Genomic DNA, 20496 nt, shown 5'->3' on the forward strand with positions numbered 1-20496 from the left:
CCTTTAGCCGACAGCACGAAGGGACCGTTCATGAGTGATGAGACACGCCTGACCCAGGGGCAGGCCCGCGGGGTCCGCTACGCCCGCGAGCTTGAGGGGCACCTCGGTTGGCTCGACACATTCTCGGGCACGGCACTTGGCGTGCTGGCCGTCGCGTCGGGCATCTACACCTATCTGGGGGTCTCGTCCCTTCTGGACGAAAACGGCGCCATGTCGGTCTTTGCTGCCATCGCCTACTCAGTCGCCGTGTCGGTCGGCATCTTCGTCTTCTGGTCCTACATGATGCGCCTGTTTCCCGCCGTCCGCTCGGCCCGCGCCCGCATCGGGCTGATCGTGGCCATGGGCGTCGGATCACTTGCCATCGTGGCCATGTCATCCTGGCTCAACGCCGCAGCCCTCGCCGGATCGGCTGCCGTCGAACAGCACCTCGCCAAAACCGTGCAGGACTACCAGAACAGCCTCGAACGCGCGCACGAAGTCGCGCTGACAGGCCAATCCCTCGAACGCGACGTGGCCCGCGTCCGCCAGTCATTCGAGGATCTCTCCGAACAGGAAGCCGCCGGCGCACTCTCGGGCCTCGCAGGCCGCGGCGCCGTGTTCCGTGTTTTGCGCCAGAAAGCCGCCGAACTCTCCGGGCTCGAAGGGCAAATCAGCGCGCAAACCCCGCTTGTCGAAAGCGCCTTTGCCGAGGGCAACGTGATCCTCTCCCGCATGCGCGCGCTCACCGTCGAACCCGGCCCGGTCGAGGCGCGCAGCGTCGAATTCTCGGAACAGGCGGTGCGGCTCGCGGGCCTGATCACGCAGATCCGCCAGCTCTCGGTGGCCCCGCTTGTCGAACGCGCAGCCCAGGACCTTGCCGCCTCGGTTGTCCTGCCCGAGCTTGACAGCACAACCGAACAGGGGCGCACCGATCAGGCAGCGACCATCACCTCGGTGCTCGAAGTGCTGGCCCAACGCGCCACCACGCTCGAACGAGCCGCCCAGACGGTACAGGCGCTGGAACCAGCCACCGATGTGACCTACACGCCGATCTCCTCCGCCGACGCGGTCATCCTCTACGCCCGCAATTTCGTGCCCTCCTGGGCAGGGGCCATCGCCATCGACCTGTTGCCCGCCGTCCTGGTGTTCATCCTGGCCATCACCCAATCCGCCATCCGCGGCGGACGCGAAGGGGCGGCGGTCGAGGACACGTTGACACTGGCCGAACTGCGCGCAGCCATGGTGGCCCTGCGCGACGTCGAAACCACGATGACCGCGCCGCACAAGATCGACACACCCGAGGTGCCGAAACGGGTCGCCGAATGACAGAAGCCACGCAAAAACAACGCAACCCCATTGCCCGCACGCTCATGGGGGTGCTGATCTTCCAACTGGGGATCGGCGCATTGCTCATTGTTGGCGACATGCAGGGGCTGCGCCTGCCCTCCTTCGGCCCCGACGCACCCCGGCTCACCGAACCCGTGCGCCCCGGCGACCAACGGCGCACCTTCCGCCCCGACCGCGACCGCCCCGTCACCCAACCCGCCCGCGATCCCGGCGAATTGCCCAACCGACTGGTGCTGACACAGTCCAGCGACACCACCTACCGGCTCGAGGGCGAGATCAGCGCAGGCGACGCCGACCGGCTCGCGGACCTTATCGCGCAGGCTGACCCCGCCGCCGAAACGCTGATCCTGCAAAGCCCCGGAGGGTCGGTCCATGATGCGCTCGCACTGGGGCGCGTGATCCGGCGTGAAGGGATCGGCACCCAAATGCTCGCAGGCGAATTCTGTTATTCCGCCTGCCCCTACCTGCTGGCCGCCGGCACCACACGCACCATCGACACTGACGCCTCGATTGGCGTGCACCAACACTATTTCGGCCAGAACACCTTCCTGCCCGCCGCCTTCGCGGTCGAAGACATCCAGCGCGGCCAGGCTGAGGTGATGACCTACCTCAACGAGATGGGAATCGACCCGCTTGTCATGCAGCACGCCCTGTCGACGCCACCAGACCAGATATATGTCCTGCTGCCGGACGAGCTGGAAACATACGGATTTGCGCAATCTTCTGAATAGCTTAGCGCGCCCAACCTGCGCACTGATATAAGCATCTTGACATGATACCAAAAGGTATCTCATTAATATGATACCAAATGGCATCATATGTGAGACACCCGATGAAACCCCTCGCCCTCCTCCTGCTCGCAGCCACCCCCGCGCTGGCTGACCCCGCAATCACCCTCACCCCAGCGGGCGCGCTCGACTGGGAAACCACATCCGAAGGCGTCGCCTTTGCCGCCCTCTCCGGTGACCGCTGGACCGAAGCCTACTTCGCCATGGTCAAACTGCCCGCAGGCACGACCAGCCCGCCCCATGTCAAAACCTTCAACATGTACGGCGTGATGATCGAGGGCGAAATGACGCACACGGCCCTCGGCGCAGATGCCGCCACCACGGTTGGCCCCGGCGGCTATTACGAAGTGCCCGCAAACATGCCCCACGTCTCGGCCTGCGTCTCTGACAGCCCCTGCATCACGATGCTCTATCAGGACGGCGCGTTCGACTTCCTGCCGGTGACGCAATGACGGACCCGACCCAAAACGCCTTCCGCGCCCTCGCCGACCCGACCCGGCGCGACATCCTGCGCATGCTCTCGGGGCAAGACATGACCATCGCCCAGGTCTCCGACCGCTTCGACATGACACGCGCCGCCGTCAAAAAACACCTCACCGTGCTCAGCGACGGCGGCCTCATCACGGTCGAAGCACGCGGCCGCGAACGCATCAACACGCTCAATCCCGCCGGGCTCGCCCCGGTCTTCAGCTGGCTCGAATTCTTCGACCGCTTCTGGGATGACCGCCTGTCCGATCTTAAAACCGCCATCGAAAAGGACCTCCAATGACCGATGCGACCCTGCAGAAAACCATCTTCCTCAAAGCACCGCGGCAGATGGTGTGGGACTATCTTACCCAGCCCCAACATCTCGCCAAATGGTTCCACGCCCCCAAAACCCCCATGACCGAGGGGGAGAAGCTGGAAATGTACGGCACGACCAGCGGCAACCTGTTGATCTGGGGCAAGGTGATCAAGGCCGACGCGCCCGACTACCTCGAATACACGTTCACCGTCGGCCCGATGGGCGATGCGGTCAGCACGGTGAAATGGACGCTCTCGGACGTCCCGGGCGGCACGCAACTGGCGCTGACACACGAAGGGCTGCCCCAGGGCGAAGCCGCCTTCGGCCTCATCCTCTCGCTCGACAACGGCTGGGATGAACACCTCATGCGCATGCGCAACGACATCCATGGAGAGGATTGATGGACTACACCGCCACGATCACCACCAGCGCGCCACCCGAACAGGCCGCGCGTCAGATTGCCGACGATCTTGAACTCTGGTGGTCCACCCGCGTGGACCGCCGACCGGGCGGCTTCACCATCCGCTTCAACACCAGCCACGCCACCTTTGCCATCGATCCCGGCAGCACGGCGCAAAGCTTCACATGGACCTGCACCGACGCCCACATGATCATGGAGGGTGTGGACGATCCGGCCGAATGGAAAGGCACCCGCCTTGTCTGGCGGATCGCCCCCGCCCCGGGCGGCAGCTCGGTCACGCTGACCCAGGAAGGGCTGTCGCCGCAGATCGCCTGTTTCGACATCTGCCAACGCGGCTGGCAACACTTTTTCGAAGACAGCCTGCGCGATCACCTGAACGGCGAAACAGCCCGGCCCGAGACCAGCCAACCTGCGGCATAAGGTATCGCGTTAACCCGTCCGCGCGCCTCAAATCTGGCGCGCGGAACAAAATGCGCATTTTCGGGCTCAAAATGTGCACTTTGCCAAAACCGGCGTAAAACAGCTCCGTTTTGACCCGACCGAAATACGCAGTTTGCCCTCCAAACATCGCAGTTTGCCCAATGCGCGGCCCCAAATCCGCCGCGAAACGGCGCCCGAACCCACGATTAACGCAGCGCACGTTCCAAACGTGCAGATCCACCTTCCCTGTTTCCAAAAATCCTCCCCGAAGGGTCGATCAGCCAAGACGCCGGCCGCATCCACCTTGTCCCGGACGCCACACCCCCCTATGTAGCACGGTGGCGGGTTCTACCCTTCTCGTGACAGGTTGCATTCCGGTGGCCTTAAGCAATTCCGAGGGAGCTGGCTCTGTCCGGGCCGTGGTCCGGTTACCTGGCGCCCACCTGTATATACAGGTCCTCGGGAATGAGAGAACCAAACGGTTGTGGTGGTCCCGTCACCTTACCCCAACATCTTGCGCTGCACCTGCGCACAGCACCGGTTCGTGGCCGCGGATTGCGCGCTGCACGTCCGGGCCTATCTTTGCCTCAACGCACAGATGAAAGGAGACAACCATGTCCCTGAGACCGACACTCGAAACCCGTCAGGCCCAGCCCACACTCGAAGGCGCAGGCGTGCACCTGCACCGCGCATTCGGCTTCCAGGACCCATCAGAACTGGACCCGTTTCTGCTGTTTGACGACTTCCGAAACGACATCCCCGCGCATTTCGAAAAAGGGTTCCCGTGGCACCCACATAGAGGAATAGAAACAATCACTTACGTGCTGGAAGGCACGGTCGAACACAGCGACTCCCTCGGCAATTCCGGCACGCTGGGTGCGGGATCCGTACAATGGATGACCGCCGGGTCTGGCATCCTCCACCAAGAGATGCCGCACGGCAACGCACGCGGTCAAATGCACGGCTTCCAGCTCTGGGGCAACCTGCCCTCGGACCAGAAAATGACGGCCCCGCGCTACCAGGACATTGCCGGGTCCGACATCCCGGAAATCATTGACGATGACGGCACCCGCGTGCGTGTGATCACAGGGGAATTCTGGGGCAAGAAAGGCCCGGTCGACGGCATCGCCGCCGATCCGCAATACCTCGATATCTCGGTCCCGGCCGGCGTTAAAAGAACGTTCCGGATCGACACCTATCGGCGTGCGTTTGCCTACGTGTTCGAAGGTGCAGGCGCCTTTGCAGATGCATCAACCCCTGCGGGCGTCCTTCTGGAAAAAGAGATTTCAGGACAAGAGGTTAACATCCGCGACCTGTCCGGCGACCGCACTCTGATCCGCTTTGGAACCGGGGACGAAGTGACCGTACAGGCAGGCCCGAACGGCATCCGCTTCCTGCTGATTTCCGGTGCACCGATCAACGAACCGGTCGCATGGCATGGGCCGATCGTAATGAACACGCAGGAAGAATTGCAGCAGGCCATGCACGACCTGCGCAACGGCACGTTCATCCAGCCCGCGCACTAGGATGAAACGGGACGGTGGGCGGGGCGACTTTGCCAACGGCAAAAAGCGTCCGACCCGCCGTCACGCCATCACGGCTTTGCGCACCATGTCCCAGTACTGGTCCTGCACGTCCGCAAGGCTCAAACGCCCCTCGTCCCGGAACCACGTCGTCACTCCGGTCAACATCGCAATCACGGCGAGGGTCGCGATCTTCGGGTCCGCCACTTCGAACACCCCTGCATCCGCACCATCCTGCAAAATCCGTTCCAGAACAGCCTCGTAGCGCCCCCTCAGCCCTTCGATCTCGGCAAAGTTCTGCGCCTCCAGATTGCGCAATTCCATATACGCAATGAATACGGCGTCCGGTCGTGCGTGGTGAAACTCAATGTGAAACCGCACGAAGGCTTCAAGCTGATCCACCGGCGCATCCGTATCCATGACCGGCACCGCATCAAGCAACTCAACCATGTGATCACGCATTAAGGCAAACAAAAGGCTCTGCTTGTCTGGTGTGTAATTATAGAGCGCCCCTGCCTGCACCCCGACCTCTCCCGCGATTTGGCGCATGGAAACAGCAGCATAGCCGTGCCGCGCGAACAATCGCAGTGCCGCTTCGCGAACGCGCGGACCGGTGATGTCGGAATGTGAGCCAGTGGTGCGAGCCATGGGCAAGAATTATCTGAACGCATGTTCAAAACCAAGCCGCGCTTGCACGATGCAAGGGCTTGGTGCATCACATAGGCAACACCAGATTTGCGGAGCGTCTCGCCTATGCGCGCAACGACAGCCCTTCTTTGTCTGACCCTGACTGCCTGCACGCAGTTTCCCGAGTTGGACAATACAGTCTCCCCCGAAGTCGAAGCGTCGGAGTTCCCTGCTCTTGTGCCGCTGGAGCCGCTTCTGGCTGGTGCAGCACCGGTTGTGAGCGATCCGGTTGAGACCACGAAAACCCTTGAGGCACGTGTTGCTGCACTCAGGGCCCGTGCACGCGCACTGCAACAACGCAGTATAGTCGACCCCGCCACGCGAGCCAGGATGCGCGCACGCTTGGGTTAAGCCCTACAAGCAAGGGCAATTGCACCCGGCCCACGAACCCGTTACATCGCCCGCGATGACCTATCGCTCAAAGGACTCCAACATGAACGCACCGCTTCGGCTTGGCATTGCAGGGTTGGGCACCGTCGGGATCGGCGTGGTCAAGATTATTCGCCAGCACGGCGCGCTGCTGGAAGCGCGCACAGGTCGCAAGATCGAGATCAGCGCTGTCTCCGCCAGGTCCCGCGACAAGGACCGCGGCGTGCCATTGAATGGCTATGCATGGGAAGACGACCCCGTTGCACTCGCCACCCGCGACGACGTGGATATCTACGTCGAATTGATGGGGGGCACGGACGGCCCGGCCAAAGCATCCGTTGAAGCGGCCATTGCGGCGGGCAAGGATGTGGTAACAGCCAACAAAGCCATGCTCGCCATCCACGGTCAGGCCCTCGCCGAAGCCGCTGAAGCAAAAGGTATCAGCCTGCGCTATGAGGCTGCCGTTGCAGGTGGCATCCCCGTGATCAAGTCCCTGACGGAAGGACTTGCCGGCAATGAGATCACGCGCGTCGTTGGGGTTATGAACGGCTCGTGCAACTACATCCTGACCCGCATGGAAAGTGCCGGCCTGACCTATGAAGAGGTCTTTGCCGAGGCTGACGGGCTTGGATATCTCGAAGCGGATCCGCAACTTGACGTCGGTGGCATCGACGCGGCGCACAAGCTGGCGATCCTTTCGTCGATTGCTTTCGGCACCCGCGTGGATTTTGACGGAATCGAGCTTGAGGGCATTGAACGCATTAGCATTGACGACATCCGACATGCCGCCGACATGGGCTTCAAGATCAAGCTGCTGGGTGTCGCCCAAAAAACCGGGCGCGGATTGGAACAGCGCATGATGCCGTGCCTCGTGCCCGACACGTCGCCCTTCGGCCAGTTGCAGGGCGGCACCAACATGGTCGCCATCGAGGGGCATGCTGTAGAACAAGTCGTTCTGCGCGGCCCCGGCGCAGGCGAAGGTCCCACAGCGTCCGCAGTGATGGGCGATGTCTGCGACATCGCCCGTGGCTTCACTCTGCCCGTCTTTGGTCAACCCGCCGGAACGCTGGAAACTGTGCCGCGCGCAGCATCCGTCCTGCCTGCGCCTTACTACCTGCGCATGGCGTTGGTCGACAAACCCGGTGCGCTCGCAAAAATCGCGACCGTTTTGGGAGAGGCCGGCGTCAGCATCGACCGCATGCGGCAATACGGCCACAGCGACACAACCGCCCCTGTTCTGATTGTAACCCACACCTGCACACGCGCAGCCGTCAACGAGGCGATCAACGCGATGCAGGGCACCGGCGTCCTTGCCTCGGACCCCGTTGTCTTACGCATCGAGTCCGTCTGAAACTTCATACCTCCCCAAAGGATCAACTAAGATGACAGCCACCGCACAATTCCAGGATCGCATGCTTTCACTGGGCCTTGCCCGCGTGTCGGAGGCCGCCGCGCTTGCTTCGGCCCGGCTTGTTGGCCACGGGGACGAAAAAGCCGCAGACCAAGCCGCGGTGAATGCGATGCGAGAGCAATTGAACATGCTCGACATCGCGGGCGTGGTGGTCATCGGTGAAGGCGAACGGGACGAGGCGCCAATGCTGTTCATCGGCGAAGAGGTTGGGACGGGCACCGGTCCCGGCGTCGATATCGCCCTTGATCCGCTCGAAGGCACGACCCTTACGGCCAAGGACATGCCCAATGCGCTGACCGTCATTGCGATGGGCCCACGCGGCAGCATGCTACACGCGCCAGACGTCTATATGGACAAGCTGGCCATCGGCCCGGGTTTTGCCCCGGACACTGTCACGCTGGATATGAGCCCATCTGAACGTGTCGAAGCTCTTGCCAAGGCCAAGGGATGCTCGGCATCGGACATCACCGTGTGCATCCTGGAGCGTCCGCGCCACGAGGCCGTGATCGCAGCAGTACGAGGCACCGGCGCGTCGATCCGCCTGATCACGGATGGGGACGTTGCAGGTGTGATGCATTGCGCTGACCCGACCACAGGCATCGATATGTACATGGGCGAAGGTGGCGCGCCCGAAGGCGTCCTGGCTGCTGCGGCTCTGAAATGCATGGGTGGACAGATTTATGGCCGCCTGCTTTTCCGAAATGACGACGAAAAAGGCCGTGCGGCCAAGGCCGGGATTACTGATCTGAACCGGATCTACACCCGGGACGAAATGGTGACACAGGACGTTATCTTTGCCGCAACCGGCGTCACCAGCGGATCGCTCTTGCACGCAGTGCAGCGCGAGCCCGGTTGGCTGACATGCGAGACACTGCTGATGCGATCCAAGACCGGATCGGTCCGCCGCATCAACTACCGGACGCCAACGCATACGGTTTGACGTGCGGGGCGGACGACACGTCCGCCTTACGACATTGTTGCCACAGGTGCGCCCGCGCCTAAACTGGCGCAATCTTGCGCGAAGGGGAGGCGCTCTGTGGCATTCTTGGGGATTGAACAGTCACTGACCGGACGGACCTGGATCGGCCCGGACGTCTCGACCGAACGTGCTGCCGAAGCCCTGGCGCAGCATACGCAATTGCCCCGCCCTGTCTGTCAGATCCTCGCCCGCATGGGCGTATCCGCCGAAAGGGCAGAGCCCTACCTGTCCCCCACCCTGCGGGATCTGATGCCTGATCCGCGTTCCTTGCGCGACATGGAACCTGCCGCCACCCGGCTTCTGGACGCCGTGCAGAAACGTCAAAAAATAGCAGTCTTTGCAGATTACGATGTGGACGGCGGCAGTTCTGCCGCATTGTTGATCACGTGGCTCAGAGCGATGGGGACAGCCGCAACGCTCTATGTGCCCGACCGCATTGACGAAGGATACGGCCCAAATGACGAGGCGATGGCGCGGCTCGCCGCTGCGCATGACCTGATCATCTGCGTCGATTGCGGAACCTTGTCGCATGGCCCGATCGCCGCGGCGGAAGGGGCAGATGTGATCGTTTTGGATCACCATCTCGGCGCCGAAACGCTGCCCGACGCCTATGCAGTGGTAAACCCGAACCGGCAGGACGAAGATGGGGCATTAGCCCATCTTTGCGCAGCAGCTGTTGTGTTTCTGGCCCTGGTCGAAGCGGGTCGCCAGTTGCGAGAAGGGGGAAAGCAAGGGCCGGACCTCATGGCCATGCTCGATCTCGTGGGTTTGGCGACCGTGGCTGATGTTGCGCCCTTGGTCGGTGTCAATCGCGCCTTTGTAAGACAGGGGCTCAAAGTGATGGCTCGGCGTGAACGCGTTGGACTGGTTGCCTTGGCCGATATCGCTGGCCTTGATACCGCGCCTACACCGTATCACCTCGGTTATTTGCTCGGGCCACGCATCAACGCAGGTGGGCGCATCGGACAGGCGGATTTAGGTGCGCGCCTCTTGGCAACAACCGATCCACACGAGGCGGCAGCGCTGGCCGAGCGCCTCAATACGCTCAACGCTGAGCGGCGCGAGATCGAAGCACATGTCCGCGCCGAAGCCATCGCGCAATGCGAAACACGCGGCGCGGATGGCGCCTTGGCTTGGGCTGCGGGTCCCGGGTGGCACCCCGGCGTGGTCGGTATCGTGGCATCGCGTGTGAAGGAGGCAACCAACCGCCCGTCGATCGTCATCGGGGTCGAGAATGGGATCGGTAAGGGATCGGGCCGATCTGTGTCGGGCATTGACCTAGGTGCGCCCATTCAGAGGCTGGCAGCCGAAGGTTTGTTGATCAAAGGCGGCGGGCACAAGATGGCCGCGGGCCTTACGGTCGAAGCGGATAAGATCGAGCCAGCCATGGAGCGTCTGTCGGATCTATTGGCCAAGCAAGGTGCGGATGCTCTCGGCCCCGCGGACCTGCGCCTTGATGGCGTGTTGATGCCCGGTGCGGCCACCGTCGAGTTGCTGAACCAGATTGACGCAGCGGGTCCGTTCGGAGCGGGCGCCCCTGCGCCGCGCTATGCATTTGCGGCGATGCGAATTCTGCAAGCCCGGCGCGTGGGAGAAGCACATCTGAAGCTCACTTTTGGAGAACCCGGCGGGGCACGTCTGGATGCCATCGCGTTTGGTGCTTTCGACGGTCCATTGGGCCAAACGCTGATGGATCATGGCGGCGCACCATTCCACCTGGCGGGTCGGATTGAGGTCAATTCTTTCCGCGGTCGACAGTCCGTTCAACTGCGGCTCGAAGATGCCGCTCGGGCGTGACATCAAAGGCGACAAGCATTCGTCAGAAATATCGCTAGTCGGACGTTTTTTCCGCTTGCGCAACATCGTTGAATTGCCTATCTGAGCGCTCACACCAGCGCTGGCCCGTTCGTCTATCGGTTAGGACGCCAGGTTTTCAACCTGGAAAGAGGGGTTCGATTCCCCTACGGGCTGCCAGTTTTCAATGCTTTGTCTTGGTTTTGAGGGGTGTTTATCCCCTAGGCCTAACGCGCCGCGTTGGATGTTGGTCATCTTGGACACTTGGAGATGACGTCGGCACCCTGCACTGGGTTCGGCGGGCGAAGCGTCACGCATCGTTCTACCTCACCTCCTTATCTAGTAAACATCGCCCACGTAAATCCCTCGGAACTGGCCGAAGCAACAGACAAGCTGGATCAAGCGTTGCTTGCGGCGTCCCGCCCCACCGGGGGCACCAGGTTCTGAGCATTCTGTCGCAAGGCTGGTATGTAATGAGTCTGTTGTCCGCGGCCACCATGTTTGGACGCATAGAGCGCGACATCGGCATCATCCATGACTTCTGCCACAGACTGTTCGGATTCCGGATCAAATATGGCTGACCCAATACTTGCCGAGATGCGACATAACTCGCCCTGAAACGGAATTGGCTGTGACAGTCGCTGAATGATTCTGACGGCCAATCCCCTCCATCGCATCGCCATCTTTTGCGTGGGGCAGAATGACGACAAATTCGTCACCGCCAACACGCGCGACGGTGTCACTCTCCCGCGTTTCTTCGACCATGACCCGCGCGACCGTTTGCAACACGTGATCACCGGCTGCGTGCCCAAGCGTGTCGTTCACGGCTTTAAACCAATCCAGATCTATCTGCATCAAGCCAAAGCGCGTACCCCAATCCATATGACGAGCAAGCACGTGATCCATTGCGCGACGGTTCTTGAGCCCGGTCAATGTATCAGTGAACGCCTGTTCTTCTGCAGCAATCATTGCGCCTTGCAGACGCAAATTGAGTTTGCGTGACGCCTCCATTGCAGCTGACTTGGCTTCAACCAGATACAGCATCTCAATTGTAAGGTCGGTGGCGGCAAAGTCAGAACTGTTAAGAGCATAATCCGACACGGCATCAACCACTGAGATGCCAAATGACAGGTTCACAATGCTTTGCCCCTCTTTCAGCCCGGCAACCAACAGACCTTTGACCTCGGTCTTGGGGGCGTCGCGAAACTGCAAGTGAAGCTTGGTACCCGCCGTGGCGCGCAGACCATCGATAGAGGTGATTGCACGTGGCCGCCTCAGGTCGAAGATTTCGAGGAACCGCCGACCGATCATTGGACTGTTGGGACGCAACTTCTGGAGCGTGGGACCGGCATGCACCACATGCCCAGTTGGCCCTAGCACAAGATGCATTGGGCAAAGCACATCCATCGCCTGCATCAGTGCAGCCTGATCCATCATGATGCCCGCGCCCCCAAATCAAAAACACGCCCCTCTGCGAACTCGGTTTCAACCAAGCTTACCGAAATCGTCTCGATGCCATTGCCACGCCCAGTGTGTTCGAGAAGTGCAAGAGCACCATAATCATCCGCCATTGTCCGCAGAATACCCATCATCACATGTCCGTACCCATGAATGGGGCTTTCGCAGATCAGGCTGAAATGCGTCGGAGAGTGATCGTGCAACTCGATCCGCGGCAGATCTAGATCAGAGACAGCAAGACGGGCACGATCCGGCAAATCATCGAGCGAATGCAGAAACTCAACAAATGTCACGCCGCCAAAACGGAGCAGTCGTCGTAGCGCTTCGACATTGGGATGGGACACCAGATATGTACCCATATCTTCCATCACGTCGCTGCGCGGCCGATTCAGAATTTGACTGATGGCATCCAGAATACGCGGTGTAATGTCGTCATCATAGATCAACATCGACTCGAACTCGACAAAGTCGAGATCCGCAAATCGGGTCGCTTCGACCCACTTATCCGCTCCATAACTGTCTGTTACGAAACACTGAATTGCCCGATTGATCAGTCCATGCATTGCACGACGTTCCCATTTCCACGGGAGCACCATGCGCAATCAGCTCTAAACAATCCTCTAACAGATGCAATTTGACCTAGTTTTTGGACCCAAAAGGCTCAAAAATCTGTCGGGGCTCCACCTTCGGCTTTGCGACGCGCCACGAAATCGGCAAGTTCTTCACGAATGCACACCTCCATCGCCGGCGCCTCGAAACTTGCGACAATCTCCTTGAACAGCCGGTGCGCCCGCTCAGGTGTCCATACGGCACCGGCTGCCTCCCACCCTTCATAGTTCTTCCAGTTGCTCAGGAAAGGTTGATAAAAGGCGGTGCTATAGCGATCCTGCGTATGCTGGATGCCAAAGAAATGCCCTTCGTTTCCTACCGATTTGATGGCGTCCAGCGCTATGTCATCCGTGCCTGTTCCTACAATCGACGGCTCCATATAGCGTTGAATCTGCTGAATAACTTCGCAGTCCATGACGAATTTCTCCGGACTCGCGATCAGCCCACCTTCAAGCCATCCAGCCGCGTGATAGACCATGTTCGTTCCGGACTGCACCGCAGCCCACAAGCTGTTCGAGGTTTCCCACATGGCCTGCCCATCCGGCACGTTGGCTGCGCACACGCCCGACGATCGCATCGGCAAGCCGTAGAACCGCGCCAGTTGGCCCGTCATCTGGGTTGCACGCATGTATTCAGGCGTTCCGAATGCGGGCGCGCCAGACTTCATATCGACATTCGATGTGAACGTGCCAATCGCACAGGGCGCACCGGGAGCCACATATTGAAAGAGCGCAATCGCACACAGTGCCTCTGCAATGGACTGCGCCACGGCGCCTGCCATAGTGACCGGAGCCATCGCCCCCGCTAACGTAAACGGTGTCACCACAACCGCTTGACCACGACGCACCATGCGGAGGCAGCCATCGATCATAGGGTGATCATGCTTGAGCGGAGAGGTCGAATTGATGTTGGTATACATCCGCGGAGCCGCGTCAAATTCTTCGTGGCTCAACCCGCTAGCAATGCGGACCATCTCCATCACGTCTTCCACACGCTCTTTGCCAAGCGAGTATGCGTGCATGGCTTTGTCAGTCAGTGTGAGCTTGTCATAAAGCACGTCCAGGTGCCGCACGCTGGCGTGAATATCGACCGGTTCAACAGGGTACCCACCCGCGAAATGGATGCAGTTGAAATACTGGGTGAGTTTCAGAAGGTTGGCGCACATCTCGCGCGTACCGGGCACCTTTGTGCCAATTTCCATGTCCCAGTAGTTGGGCGGTGAGGACACGTTACCAAAAAGCAAATGCTTGCCACCCACGGTGATCGCCCGGTCGGGGTTGCGTGGTGTAATGGTGAATTCGGATGGTGCCTTGCGCACCATTTCCATCACAAAGTCACGGTCCATGCGGACAATATCGCCGTCAACACGGCACCCAGCGTCGCGCAGAATGCCAAGTGCCTCCTCGTTGAGAAACTGAATGCCGATCTCTTCAAGGATCCGCATGGCCCCGTCGTGGATTGCCTCAACGCCTTCGGGACGCAAAGGCTCCACCGGCGGATCGGTAATGACGGGCGGATTCCATGGCATCTGTTCAATGACAGCCGCACCCCTGCGGGCCGCCGCCCCGGCCCTGCCGCCGCCACGCGTTCTGCGTCGTGTCGCCGTGTCTGGCATCGTATCGTCCCTTCGACCTGCTTGTGCAGAACACGACACCGCAGCCAGCTGTTTGATACATCTCCGTTTGCGACCGGCTGTGTCGTTTTTCTCAGTCGAAGTGGCGAATTTGTGTTCGTCAGACCGTCGCCAATTGGTCAAGCAAGTCCGGCAGCGCACCGATGTCAGGCAAAACGATGTCTGCATGCGGGACCAACGCTTCGAGCGGCGCCATGCCTGTCAGAACGCCAACGGTCCGCATCCCGGCCGCTCTGCCGGCATGCAGATCATGGGTGCTGTCCCCCACCATAACGACTGTTTTCGCGGCAAGCCCGGTCTCTGCGCAGAACGCCAGCAACTGTCCTGGCGCAGGCTTGCCACCAAAACCACTGTCGCTGCCTGCGATGAAGTCAAAAAAGCCATCCACACCTGCGGACTGCAAATGCGCGCGGGCGGGCGCTTCGGCATCATTGGTGGCAATGCCCAGCGCCAGATCGCGCGCGCGCAACGTGGTCAAAAGCGGCTTGAGGGGAACAGCCTCGGCCTGAGGTGCACGCGCCGCTTCTTCGTTAAGAAGCGCCACCAGTTCATCAAATGACATATCCGGAAAATGCATATCCAGTTCAGCCGCAATTTCGTCGGGCGTGCCTGCAATCACAATGCTTTTGGGTAAGAACTGAGCGCGTAAAAGATCAAAACCAATCGCCGCGCCCGCCCTTTGCGCACGCGCTTCGTCTCCACATGCCGCGCGACGCAAGAACGCTGCGGCCCAAGCTTCCCACGTGGTGGAAAAATCAAAAAGCGTTCCATCCTTATCGAAGATGATCCCACGAACAGGAGATCCAGATACAGTCACGTCCAATGAACTTCTCCGCCACCAGGCAGATCCATACGTGCTCGCGTGGGTGTGTCGTAAGGCAAACCGTGAGCATCGCAGAATGCAGCTACCCAAGCGTCATCCATCATTATGAAATCCAGCAAGGCCCCTAAAAAGGCTGGATCACCCACTCCAGCCCGCATGTCCGTCTCGCTGGCACCGGTGGCGCCAAGAAAGACGGGCAGCAACTCTTCGTTTCCAGCCATCCAGGCAACGGCCTGCAAACCGACAACTTCGGCGGATTCTTGCGAATGGGACATCAAGTTTGGCCTTTGCAGTCTTATGGAAACGCTTTGTTAACCTAAACAATCAAAAACCTAATGCACGGCTTTTGCAATGAATTGGAAGCGTCTCATGCACGGTAAGGTCCTCGTTATCGACCCAATTGCGACAAACCGCATTGTGTTGCGTGTCAAGCTGGCGGCCAGTCACTACAACATGCTCCAAGCCGGTTCGATTGCAGATGCCATGCAAGTTCTGGCGCAGGATACACCCGACCTGATCCTGTGCGCGGGAACTCTTCCTGATGGAGATCCGCTGCGGCTGCTTTCTCGGATCTGCAAGATGGGATTGGCCGGAAAGATGCCGATCATCGCATTGAGTTGCGCGGACAGCGAATCCGAACGCTTGCGTTTGCTTGCGGGAGGCATCGACGATGTACTTCAGAAACCAATCAATGACGCACTGCTTCTGGCCAGAACCCGGTCGATCATTCGCGCCTATGCAACTGCAAGCGAATGGACCCTGCGCGAGGGCACGTCGCGCGCGCTGGGATTTGGGGAAGAGATAGCGACGTTTTCGCCGGCGCAGACTTTACGCATCGTTGCCGAGGACAGAGCCGCTGCTGCCCCCTGGATCACAGCACTATCTGACCGTATCAATGCACGAACCGTATTTGCCAAACCCGCCGCAGCGGTGTCGGAAGCGGAGCCAGGATGCACACCCGACGCATTTGTGCTGGTGATCGGACCGGATGAAGGCCCGCAGATGTTGCAGTTGCTGGCAACGATCCGCAGTCAAGCCAACACACGTCACTGCGCAATTCTTGCGGTGTTGGACAGTGAGTATGTGACGCTTGGTGCGCAAATGCTGGACATGGGCGCCAATGACTTGATGCGCTGCACCCGGTCGTCCGAAGAATTGGCGCTGCGCCTCGAAGCATTGCTAAGCAGGAAGATGGTGACCGATTCACTACGCGACACCGTGCGTTCGGGCATCGAAGCGGCAGTGATCGACCCGCTCACCGGTTTACACAATCGCCGCTATGCAATGCCGCACCTGTCACGCATTGCAGAGCGTGCGACGCGCACGGGCAAACCCTATGCGGTGATGATTGCGGACATGGATCATTTCAAGCGGATCAATGACACGCTCGGCCACGCTGCGGGGGATGCCGTTCTGGTCGAAACGGCGCGCAGGTTGAAAGAGAACCTGCGCGCCGTTGATCTCGTGGCGCGGATCGGAGGTGAGGAATTTCTGATCGTGCTTCCCGGCGTTGGTCTTGGAAACGCCCGAAGGGCCGCCAAACGGCTCTGCCAGATCATCCAAAATACCCCCTTCGAGGTGCCCGACAGGACGGCCCCAGTCGATGCCACGATCTCGATTGGGATGACTGTGATTGATCCGGTGAACGGGACTCACTCGACCGTCGCGCAAAAGCCCGAGGCACTGCTCGATCGCGCAGACAAAGCGCTCTACGGGGCGAAAGCGAAGGGGCGCAATCGCGTTATCCTGAGCCGTCCCGCCGCGTAGGTTGCCGTCGCACAAAATCGGAATGCATGTTTCCGTATCGAGATGCGCTTGCTGCGACAGTTACTGTTGTCAGTAAGAGTATTCCGAAAACACCCGGCTAATGTCACCGTTCCAATCACCATGGTAGCGATCCAGCAAATCGTCTGCCGGAACCTTGCCGGTCTCAACACTTTCCTGCAGAGCGTTAAGAAAGTGGGTCTCGTCCGGAACCAATCCTCCGGCCCCAGGACGCGCCCGCGCCTTCAGACCCGCATGTGAGATTGCAACCGCTTCGCGCGCAAGGTCGTGCATTTTCACGCCGTTCACCTCAGCCTGCAGCCCATCGACCGAAGCCGCCACATGCAAACCGCTCCGTGTTTCAGCGTCGAGCCCCTTGACCAGGTCCCAGGCCGCATCCAACGCAGTCTGGTCATATGTCAGCCCGACCCAGAACGCCGGCAAGGCACACAAGCGACGCCACGGCCCCCCATCAGCCCCGCGCATTTCAATGAACTTTTTGACCCGCGCCTCGGGAAAGGCGGTCGTCAGGTGGTCTGCCCAATCGCTGAGTAAGGGCGTCTCGCCCGGCAGTGCTGGCAGCTTGCCGTTCAGAAAGTCTCGGAAGGATTGACCTAGCGCATCGATGTATTTGCCGTCTCGATATACGAAGTACATGGGCACATCGAGTGCATATTCGACCCAGCGTTCAAACCCGAAGCCTTCTTCGAACACGAAGGGCACCATGCCGGTGCGTGCCGGGTCAAGATCGCGCCAGACACGGCTGCGCCAGGACTTGTGGCCGTTCAGCTTGTTTTCAAAGAAGGGCGAATTGGCAAAAAGCGCTACGGCCACCGGCTGCAAAGCCACGGCCACACGCATCTTTTGTACCATGTCCGCCTCGGACCCGAAATCAAGGTTCACCTGCACTGTACACGTCCGACGCATCATCGTCCGACCCATCGTGCCGACCTTGCCCATGTAGGCGTCCATTAGCTTGTAACGCCCTTTGGGCATCAGCGGCATTTCCTCGTGGCTCCAGATTGGTGCTGCACCAAGACCGATGAACCCCACGCCAATCTCGTTGGCGATGTCCATCACCTCACGCAGGTGCTGATTCACCTCGTCACAGGTCTCGTGGATCGTCTCAAGCGGCGCGCCGGACAACTCAAGCGCCCCACCGGGTTCGAGAGAAATGTTAGCGCCATCCTTTTCCAAGCCAATCAACTTGCCGCTCTCGCGCAACTCACCCCAATGGTGGCGGTCGCGCAGTGCGCTCAGAACCGCCTCGATCGACCGTGCCCCTTCGTAAGGGAGCGGTTTCAGTGTGTCGCGGCAGTAGCCGAATTTTTCGTGCTCGGTCCCAATACGCCAGTCCGCCTTCGGCTTGCATCCATCAACCATGTATTGGACCAGCTGATCGTGATGTTCGATTGGCCCGCCGCCGGACTGAGGGATGGACATGGGGCGCTCCGCTTTGCGTTTGTCTGAAGCTGCAAGGGATGGGGCGAATTGCCCGAGGTGTCAATGCGCTGGGGACGTGCGTGAAATCACGGGGCCGTGCGCATCCACGCGCAACTGGTCATCGCGCGTCACGGTCTCACGCCCGCCCGCGTGGCTCCATGTGCGCAAGTGTCGGCGCGCTGCGTTCCCAGATCAGAACCGACGCGTCTGGTCTGGAACGCAATTGGGCCAGCATCCGTTCGGTTTTGAGCCCAGGCAGCGCGGCGAATGCATCAAACAACTCATCTGCCCCATCAGCATCCACAGGAATCATAAGTGGCGGCTGATGAGTTTGATCAAGGCGCCAATGCGCTGGCGACTGCGCGCCGTCCAAAGTCAAGCGTTGCACTTCACGCATGGATACCGATCCACCACTAAGCGGCCCAAAATAGGTGACCTCGCCCTCATCCACTTGAACGGTGCCGAGCCCTCCACCCGCCCCGCGAAAACGCCCGCGTTGCAGACCGACCATGATCAGCGCGCCGGCCCCGACCAGCATCACCGGCGCGATGTATCCCAGAACACCGCGCGCTTGCGCCAGCCACCACAACGCCAGGATCGCCAGCGCGATACCCGCCAGAACTTCACGCCAACGCCAAAGTGTGGCCTTTGCCTCAGGTCGAAAGAACATCCATTACCCCACAATCGTCCTTGGTGTGTTGAACATGACCACGCGGTATGTGCCAATGCGGCGAAACCCAATGGCAGCATAGGCTGCCTCGGCCGCCTTGTTTGCCGCAAACAGGATGGCGCAACGCACACCATTGTCCCGCGCCTGCGCCAATTGTGCCGCCACAACCCGGCGACCATAGCCCCTGTTCCGAACTGACCGAGGCACGAACACGCCACCGACCTGGATCGTGTTTTCAACAGCGGCGTTCACTGATGTCATCGCAACGGGTTGCCCTTCGCTTTCGAGTATCTGCACCAATCCATCAACCAGAGCACTCTGCACGCGCCGTTCAATATCGACCTTGGAAAACGGCAGACCCGTTTCCTTGCCATAGCTGCAGAACCAGTTCGACAGAATGTCGCCATCCCCCGAACACACAGCACGCAGCGTGTCGTCTCCAGTTGCCAGATCGTGCAAATCAAGGACAAGCAAGGGCTCATCCTCCACAAGATCATCTTGGTCAGGCAAAAGTCCCAGCGCTGGCAACACATTGCCAACCTGATCCGAGGCACCGCTCATGCCCAAAACGTGGCGACCAGCCCAGAAAGGGATCAAGGTTGCAAGATCAGGCACGCGATCTGGCATCTGCACAAGAAGGTAACCGGATCTGGTCAGACCAAACACCGCGCGAATATCGTCGTCTTCGCGCCACAGAATGTAATCCGTTGCATGCGCCCCTTCCCTATTGCCGATACCGCACTCTGCAAGATTGGAACGCAGAAACATGGATGTCTCTGAATACCGGGACAAGAAACGTTCAATGGCATCGGCATCTTCGGGCCCGGCGCGGCAGTAACGGGTGGTCACCGACCCAGTCACCGCCAATCCCCAAACCGTTGTTGCCACACCGTCAGCGCAGCCACGGCCGCCGTATCAGCACGCAGGATGCGCGGCCCGAGCTGCACCGCATGTGCGTTGTCCAGTGCATGCAGGCGCGTCCGTTCCTTGTCTGAAAATCCGCCCTCCGGACCGATCAGGATCGCCCATGGCCCCGAGATGTCCGGCAACCCGGAACTGTCCCCCGCCCCTGCCAAGGCCTCATCGCAGAACATCACCTGCCTGTCGCCAAGATCGGCCAGCACCCGGTCGAGCCGGGCCATGTCAGTCACCTCGGGCACATAGGTTCCGCCGCATTGCTCTGCTGCCTCAACCGCATGGGCCTGCAAGCGATCACGCTGCACGCGCCCCGCATTCGTGAAATCGGTCTGGACCGGTACGATGCGCCGTGCACCCATCTCGGCCGCCTTTTCGACGATGAAGTCTGTCCGTGCTTTTTTGATTGGGGCGAACATCAGCCACAAGTCCGGGGGCATTTGCAGTGGTCGGGTCTGAGCCTCGCACAGAAGTGTACCGCCGCGCTTGCCAGCCTCGACCACTTCGGCCCGCCACTCACCATCCTGCCCGTTGAACAGCGAGACCGCTGCCCCACCGGTAAGGCGCATGACGCCAAAAAGGTAATGGGCCTGTTCCCGCGACAGGACGACGGATTGCCCCTGCCCCAACGGGTGTTCTACATAAAGGCGGATCTTCGCATCACTCATGAGCCCCTACA

Annotated in this window: 23 protein-coding genes, 1 tRNA gene and 1 other RNA gene; 14 read left to right on the plus strand and 11 right to left on the minus strand. The window is 60.2% G+C overall.

Annotated elements, in window-relative coordinates; all coding sequences use genetic code 11:
• The first annotated feature begins 30 nt into the window (after window positions 1-30).
• The 8 genes from ACZ1HN_RS17240 (at window position 31) to ACZ1HN_RS17275 (ending at window position 5265) form a co-directional block, all read left to right on the plus strand.
• Window positions 31-1305 (plus strand): hypothetical protein, encoded by a 1275-nt coding sequence (locus tag ACZ1HN_RS17240; RefSeq protein ID WP_472728377.1) that lies wholly within the window; start codon window positions 31-33, stop codon window positions 1303-1305.
• On the plus strand, window positions 1302-2057 hold the full coding sequence (locus tag ACZ1HN_RS17245) for a COG3904 family protein (protein WP_472728378.1): 756 nt from the start codon (window positions 1302-1304) through the stop codon (window positions 2055-2057). The genes ACZ1HN_RS17240 and ACZ1HN_RS17245 overlap by 4 nt, the downstream gene beginning before the upstream one ends.
• A gap of 101 nt (window positions 2058-2158) precedes the next feature.
• A complete protein-coding gene (locus tag ACZ1HN_RS17250; RefSeq protein WP_472728379.1) occupies window positions 2159-2566 on the plus strand; it encodes a cupin domain-containing protein in 408 nt (135 codons plus the stop codon).
• Complete coding sequence (locus ACZ1HN_RS17255; RefSeq protein ID WP_299201038.1) at window positions 2563-2883, plus strand: ArsR/SmtB family transcription factor; 321 nt, start codon at window positions 2563-2565, stop codon at window positions 2881-2883. Before ACZ1HN_RS17250 ends, ACZ1HN_RS17255 begins: the two co-directional genes overlap by 4 nt.
• Window positions 2880-3299, plus strand: coding sequence for an SRPBCC family protein (locus tag ACZ1HN_RS17260; RefSeq protein WP_472728380.1), 420 nt, complete (start codon window positions 2880-2882; stop codon window positions 3297-3299). Before ACZ1HN_RS17255 ends, ACZ1HN_RS17260 begins: the two co-directional genes overlap by 4 nt.
• Window positions 3299-3739 carry an SRPBCC family protein gene (locus ACZ1HN_RS17265; protein ID WP_472728381.1) on the plus strand — a complete coding sequence of 147 codons (441 nt, stop codon included), beginning with the start codon at window positions 3299-3301 and terminating at the stop codon, window positions 3737-3739. The genes ACZ1HN_RS17260 and ACZ1HN_RS17265 overlap by 1 nt, the downstream gene beginning before the upstream one ends.
• 342 nt (window positions 3740-4081) lie before the next feature.
• A non-coding RNA gene (gene ssrS / locus ACZ1HN_RS17270) (6S RNA) lies at window positions 4082-4237 on the plus strand.
• A 116-nt stretch (window positions 4238-4353) separates the two neighbouring features.
• Complete coding sequence (locus ACZ1HN_RS17275; RefSeq protein ID WP_472728382.1) at window positions 4354-5265, plus strand: pirin family protein; 912 nt, start codon at window positions 4354-4356, stop codon at window positions 5263-5265.
• A gap of 60 nt (window positions 5266-5325) precedes the next feature.
• Here ACZ1HN_RS17275 and ACZ1HN_RS17280 read toward each other — a convergent pair whose 3' ends face one another.
• Window positions 5326-5910, minus strand: coding sequence for a TetR/AcrR family transcriptional regulator (locus tag ACZ1HN_RS17280; RefSeq protein ID WP_472728383.1), 585 nt, complete (start codon window positions 5908-5910; stop codon window positions 5326-5328).
• A gap of 105 nt (window positions 5911-6015) precedes the next feature.
• Here ACZ1HN_RS17280 and ACZ1HN_RS17285 point away from each other — a divergent pair, with 105 nt between their 5' ends.
• The 5 genes from ACZ1HN_RS17285 to ACZ1HN_RS17305 all read left to right on the plus strand — a co-directional run bounded on the left by ACZ1HN_RS17285 (window position 6016) and on the right by ACZ1HN_RS17305 (window position 10682).
• On the plus strand, window positions 6016-6300 hold the full coding sequence (locus ACZ1HN_RS17285; RefSeq protein ID WP_299201052.1) for a hypothetical protein: 285 nt from the start codon (window positions 6016-6018) through the stop codon (window positions 6298-6300).
• Window positions 6301-6382: 82 nt separating this feature from the next.
• Window positions 6383-7669, plus strand: coding sequence for a homoserine dehydrogenase (locus tag ACZ1HN_RS17290; RefSeq protein WP_472728384.1), 1287 nt, complete (start codon window positions 6383-6385; stop codon window positions 7667-7669).
• 31 nt (window positions 7670-7700) lie between these two features.
• Window positions 7701-8669, plus strand: a complete 969-nt coding sequence (gene glpX, locus ACZ1HN_RS17295) for a class II fructose-bisphosphatase (protein WP_299742407.1) — start codon at window positions 7701-7703, stop codon at window positions 8667-8669.
• Between the two features lie 96 nt (window positions 8670-8765).
• Window positions 8766-10505 carry a single-stranded-DNA-specific exonuclease RecJ gene (gene recJ / locus ACZ1HN_RS17300; protein WP_472728385.1) on the plus strand — a complete coding sequence of 580 codons (1740 nt, stop codon included), beginning with the start codon at window positions 8766-8768 and terminating at the stop codon, window positions 10503-10505.
• Between the two features lie 102 nt (window positions 10506-10607).
• Window positions 10608-10682 (plus strand) — tRNA-Glu (locus tag ACZ1HN_RS17305).
• Between the two features lie 218 nt (window positions 10683-10900).
• Here the strand turns inward: ACZ1HN_RS17305 and ACZ1HN_RS17310 are convergent.
• The 6 genes from ACZ1HN_RS17310 to ACZ1HN_RS17335 all read right to left on the minus strand — a co-directional run bounded on the left by ACZ1HN_RS17310 (window position 10901) and on the right by ACZ1HN_RS17335 (window position 15300).
• The gene (locus ACZ1HN_RS17310; protein ID WP_472729385.1) at window positions 10901-11038 is read right to left on the minus strand and encodes a hypothetical protein; all 138 of its coding nucleotides are present in this window, start codon (window positions 11036-11038) and stop codon (window positions 10901-10903) included.
• A 31-nt stretch (window positions 11039-11069) separates the two neighbouring features.
• Window positions 11070-11939 (minus strand): GGDEF domain-containing protein, encoded by an 870-nt coding sequence (locus ACZ1HN_RS17315; RefSeq protein ID WP_472728386.1) that lies wholly within the window; start codon window positions 11937-11939, stop codon window positions 11070-11072.
• On the minus strand, window positions 11936-12523 hold the full coding sequence (locus ACZ1HN_RS17320) for a heme NO-binding domain-containing protein (RefSeq protein WP_472728387.1): 588 nt from the start codon (window positions 12521-12523) through the stop codon (window positions 11936-11938). The genes ACZ1HN_RS17315 and ACZ1HN_RS17320 overlap by 4 nt, the downstream gene beginning before the upstream one ends.
• Before the next feature lie 98 nt (window positions 12524-12621).
• On the minus strand, window positions 12622-14184 hold the full coding sequence (locus tag ACZ1HN_RS17325; protein WP_472728388.1) for a trimethylamine methyltransferase family protein: 1563 nt from the start codon (window positions 14182-14184) through the stop codon (window positions 12622-12624).
• A 118-nt stretch (window positions 14185-14302) separates the two neighbouring features.
• Window positions 14303-15025, minus strand: coding sequence for an HAD family hydrolase (locus ACZ1HN_RS17330; protein WP_472728389.1), 723 nt, complete (start codon window positions 15023-15025; stop codon window positions 14303-14305).
• Window positions 15016-15300 (minus strand): DUF3572 domain-containing protein, encoded by a 285-nt coding sequence (locus tag ACZ1HN_RS17335; protein ID WP_299210456.1) that lies wholly within the window; start codon window positions 15298-15300, stop codon window positions 15016-15018. Before ACZ1HN_RS17335 ends, ACZ1HN_RS17330 begins: the two co-directional genes overlap by 10 nt.
• Window positions 15301-15394: 94 nt before the next feature.
• Here ACZ1HN_RS17335 and ACZ1HN_RS17340 point away from each other — a divergent pair, with 94 nt between their 5' ends.
• Window positions 15395-16792: a diguanylate cyclase gene (locus ACZ1HN_RS17340; RefSeq protein WP_472728390.1), complete on the plus strand. Its 1398-nt coding sequence runs from the start codon at window positions 15395-15397 to the stop codon at window positions 16790-16792.
• A gap of 69 nt (window positions 16793-16861) precedes the next feature.
• Here ACZ1HN_RS17340 and ACZ1HN_RS17345 read toward each other — a convergent pair whose 3' ends face one another.
• The 4 genes from ACZ1HN_RS17345 to ACZ1HN_RS17360 form a co-directional block, all read right to left on the minus strand.
• Entirely contained in the window at window positions 16862-18232 is a 1371-nt protein-coding gene (locus tag ACZ1HN_RS17345) for a glutamate--cysteine ligase (RefSeq protein ID WP_472728391.1), read from the minus strand.
• A 136-nt stretch (window positions 18233-18368) separates the two neighbouring features.
• Complete coding sequence (locus tag ACZ1HN_RS17350) at window positions 18369-18902, minus strand: hypothetical protein (protein WP_472728392.1); 534 nt, start codon at window positions 18900-18902, stop codon at window positions 18369-18371.
• A gap of 3 nt (window positions 18903-18905) precedes the next feature.
• Window positions 18906-19670 carry a GNAT family N-acetyltransferase gene (locus ACZ1HN_RS17355; protein ID WP_472728393.1) on the minus strand — a complete coding sequence of 255 codons (765 nt, stop codon included), beginning with the start codon at window positions 19668-19670 and terminating at the stop codon, window positions 18906-18908.
• A gap of 89 nt (window positions 19671-19759) precedes the next feature.
• Complete coding sequence (locus tag ACZ1HN_RS17360) at window positions 19760-20485, minus strand: 16S rRNA (uracil(1498)-N(3))-methyltransferase (protein ID WP_472728394.1); 726 nt, start codon at window positions 20483-20485, stop codon at window positions 19760-19762.
• Window positions 20486-20496 lie beyond the last annotated feature (11 nt).

The sequence above is a fragment of the Tateyamaria sp. GN1-10 genome (genome assembly GCF_055693845.1).

Bases quoted from the DNA above. Each gene is read 5' to 3' on its own strand.
- ACZ1HN_RS17360 (WP_472728394.1), bottom strand. From the start codon at position 20,485: ATGAGTGATGCGAAGATCCGCCTTTATGTAGAACACCCGTTGGGGCAG.
- ACZ1HN_RS17245 (WP_472728378.1), top strand. From the start codon at position 1,302: ATGACAGAAGCCACGCAAAAACAACGCAACCCCATTGCCCGCACGCTC.
- ACZ1HN_RS17310 (WP_472729385.1), bottom strand. From the start codon at position 11,038: ATGGATGATGCCGATGTCGCGCTCTATGCGTCCAAACATGGTGGCCGC.
- ACZ1HN_RS17335 (WP_299210456.1), bottom strand. From the start codon at position 15,300: ATGTCCCATTCGCAAGAATCCGCCGAAGTTGTCGGTTTGCAGGCCGTT.
- ACZ1HN_RS17325 (WP_472728388.1), bottom strand. From the start codon at position 14,184: ATGCCAGACACGGCGACACGACGCAGAACGCGTGGCGGCGGCAGGGCC.
- ACZ1HN_RS17350 (WP_472728392.1), bottom strand. From the start codon at position 18,902: ATGTTCTTTCGACCTGAGGCAAAGGCCACACTTTGGCGTTGGCGTGAA.
- ACZ1HN_RS17290 (WP_472728384.1), top strand. From the start codon at position 6,383: ATGAACGCACCGCTTCGGCTTGGCATTGCAGGGTTGGGCACCGTCGGG.
- ACZ1HN_RS17240 (WP_472728377.1), top strand. From the start codon at position 31: ATGAGTGATGAGACACGCCTGACCCAGGGGCAGGCCCGCGGGGTCCGC.
- ACZ1HN_RS17285 (WP_299201052.1), top strand. From the start codon at position 6,016: ATGCGCGCAACGACAGCCCTTCTTTGTCTGACCCTGACTGCCTGCACG.
- ACZ1HN_RS17260 (WP_472728380.1), top strand. From the start codon at position 2,880: ATGACCGATGCGACCCTGCAGAAAACCATCTTCCTCAAAGCACCGCGG.
- ACZ1HN_RS17250 (WP_472728379.1), top strand. From the start codon at position 2,159: ATGAAACCCCTCGCCCTCCTCCTGCTCGCAGCCACCCCCGCGCTGGCT.
- ACZ1HN_RS17340 (WP_472728390.1), top strand. From the start codon at position 15,395: ATGCACGGTAAGGTCCTCGTTATCGACCCAATTGCGACAAACCGCATT.
- ACZ1HN_RS17315 (WP_472728386.1), bottom strand. From the start codon at position 11,939: ATGATGGATCAGGCTGCACTGATGCAGGCGATGGATGTGCTTTGCCCA.
- ACZ1HN_RS17320 (WP_472728387.1), bottom strand. From the start codon at position 12,523: ATGCATGGACTGATCAATCGGGCAATTCAGTGTTTCGTAACAGACAGT.
- ACZ1HN_RS17280 (WP_472728383.1), bottom strand. From the start codon at position 5,910: ATGGCTCGCACCACTGGCTCACATTCCGACATCACCGGTCCGCGCGTT.
- ACZ1HN_RS17345 (WP_472728391.1), bottom strand. From the start codon at position 18,232: ATGTCCATCCCTCAGTCCGGCGGCGGGCCAATCGAACATCACGATCAG.
- ACZ1HN_RS17265 (WP_472728381.1), top strand. From the start codon at position 3,299: ATGGACTACACCGCCACGATCACCACCAGCGCGCCACCCGAACAGGCC.
- ACZ1HN_RS17355 (WP_472728393.1), bottom strand. From the start codon at position 19,670: ATGTTTCTGCGTTCCAATCTTGCAGAGTGCGGTATCGGCAATAGGGAA.
- ACZ1HN_RS17255 (WP_299201038.1), top strand. From the start codon at position 2,563: ATGACGGACCCGACCCAAAACGCCTTCCGCGCCCTCGCCGACCCGACC.
- glpX (WP_299742407.1), top strand. From the start codon at position 7,701: ATGACAGCCACCGCACAATTCCAGGATCGCATGCTTTCACTGGGCCTT.
- ACZ1HN_RS17275 (WP_472728382.1), top strand. From the start codon at position 4,354: ATGTCCCTGAGACCGACACTCGAAACCCGTCAGGCCCAGCCCACACTC.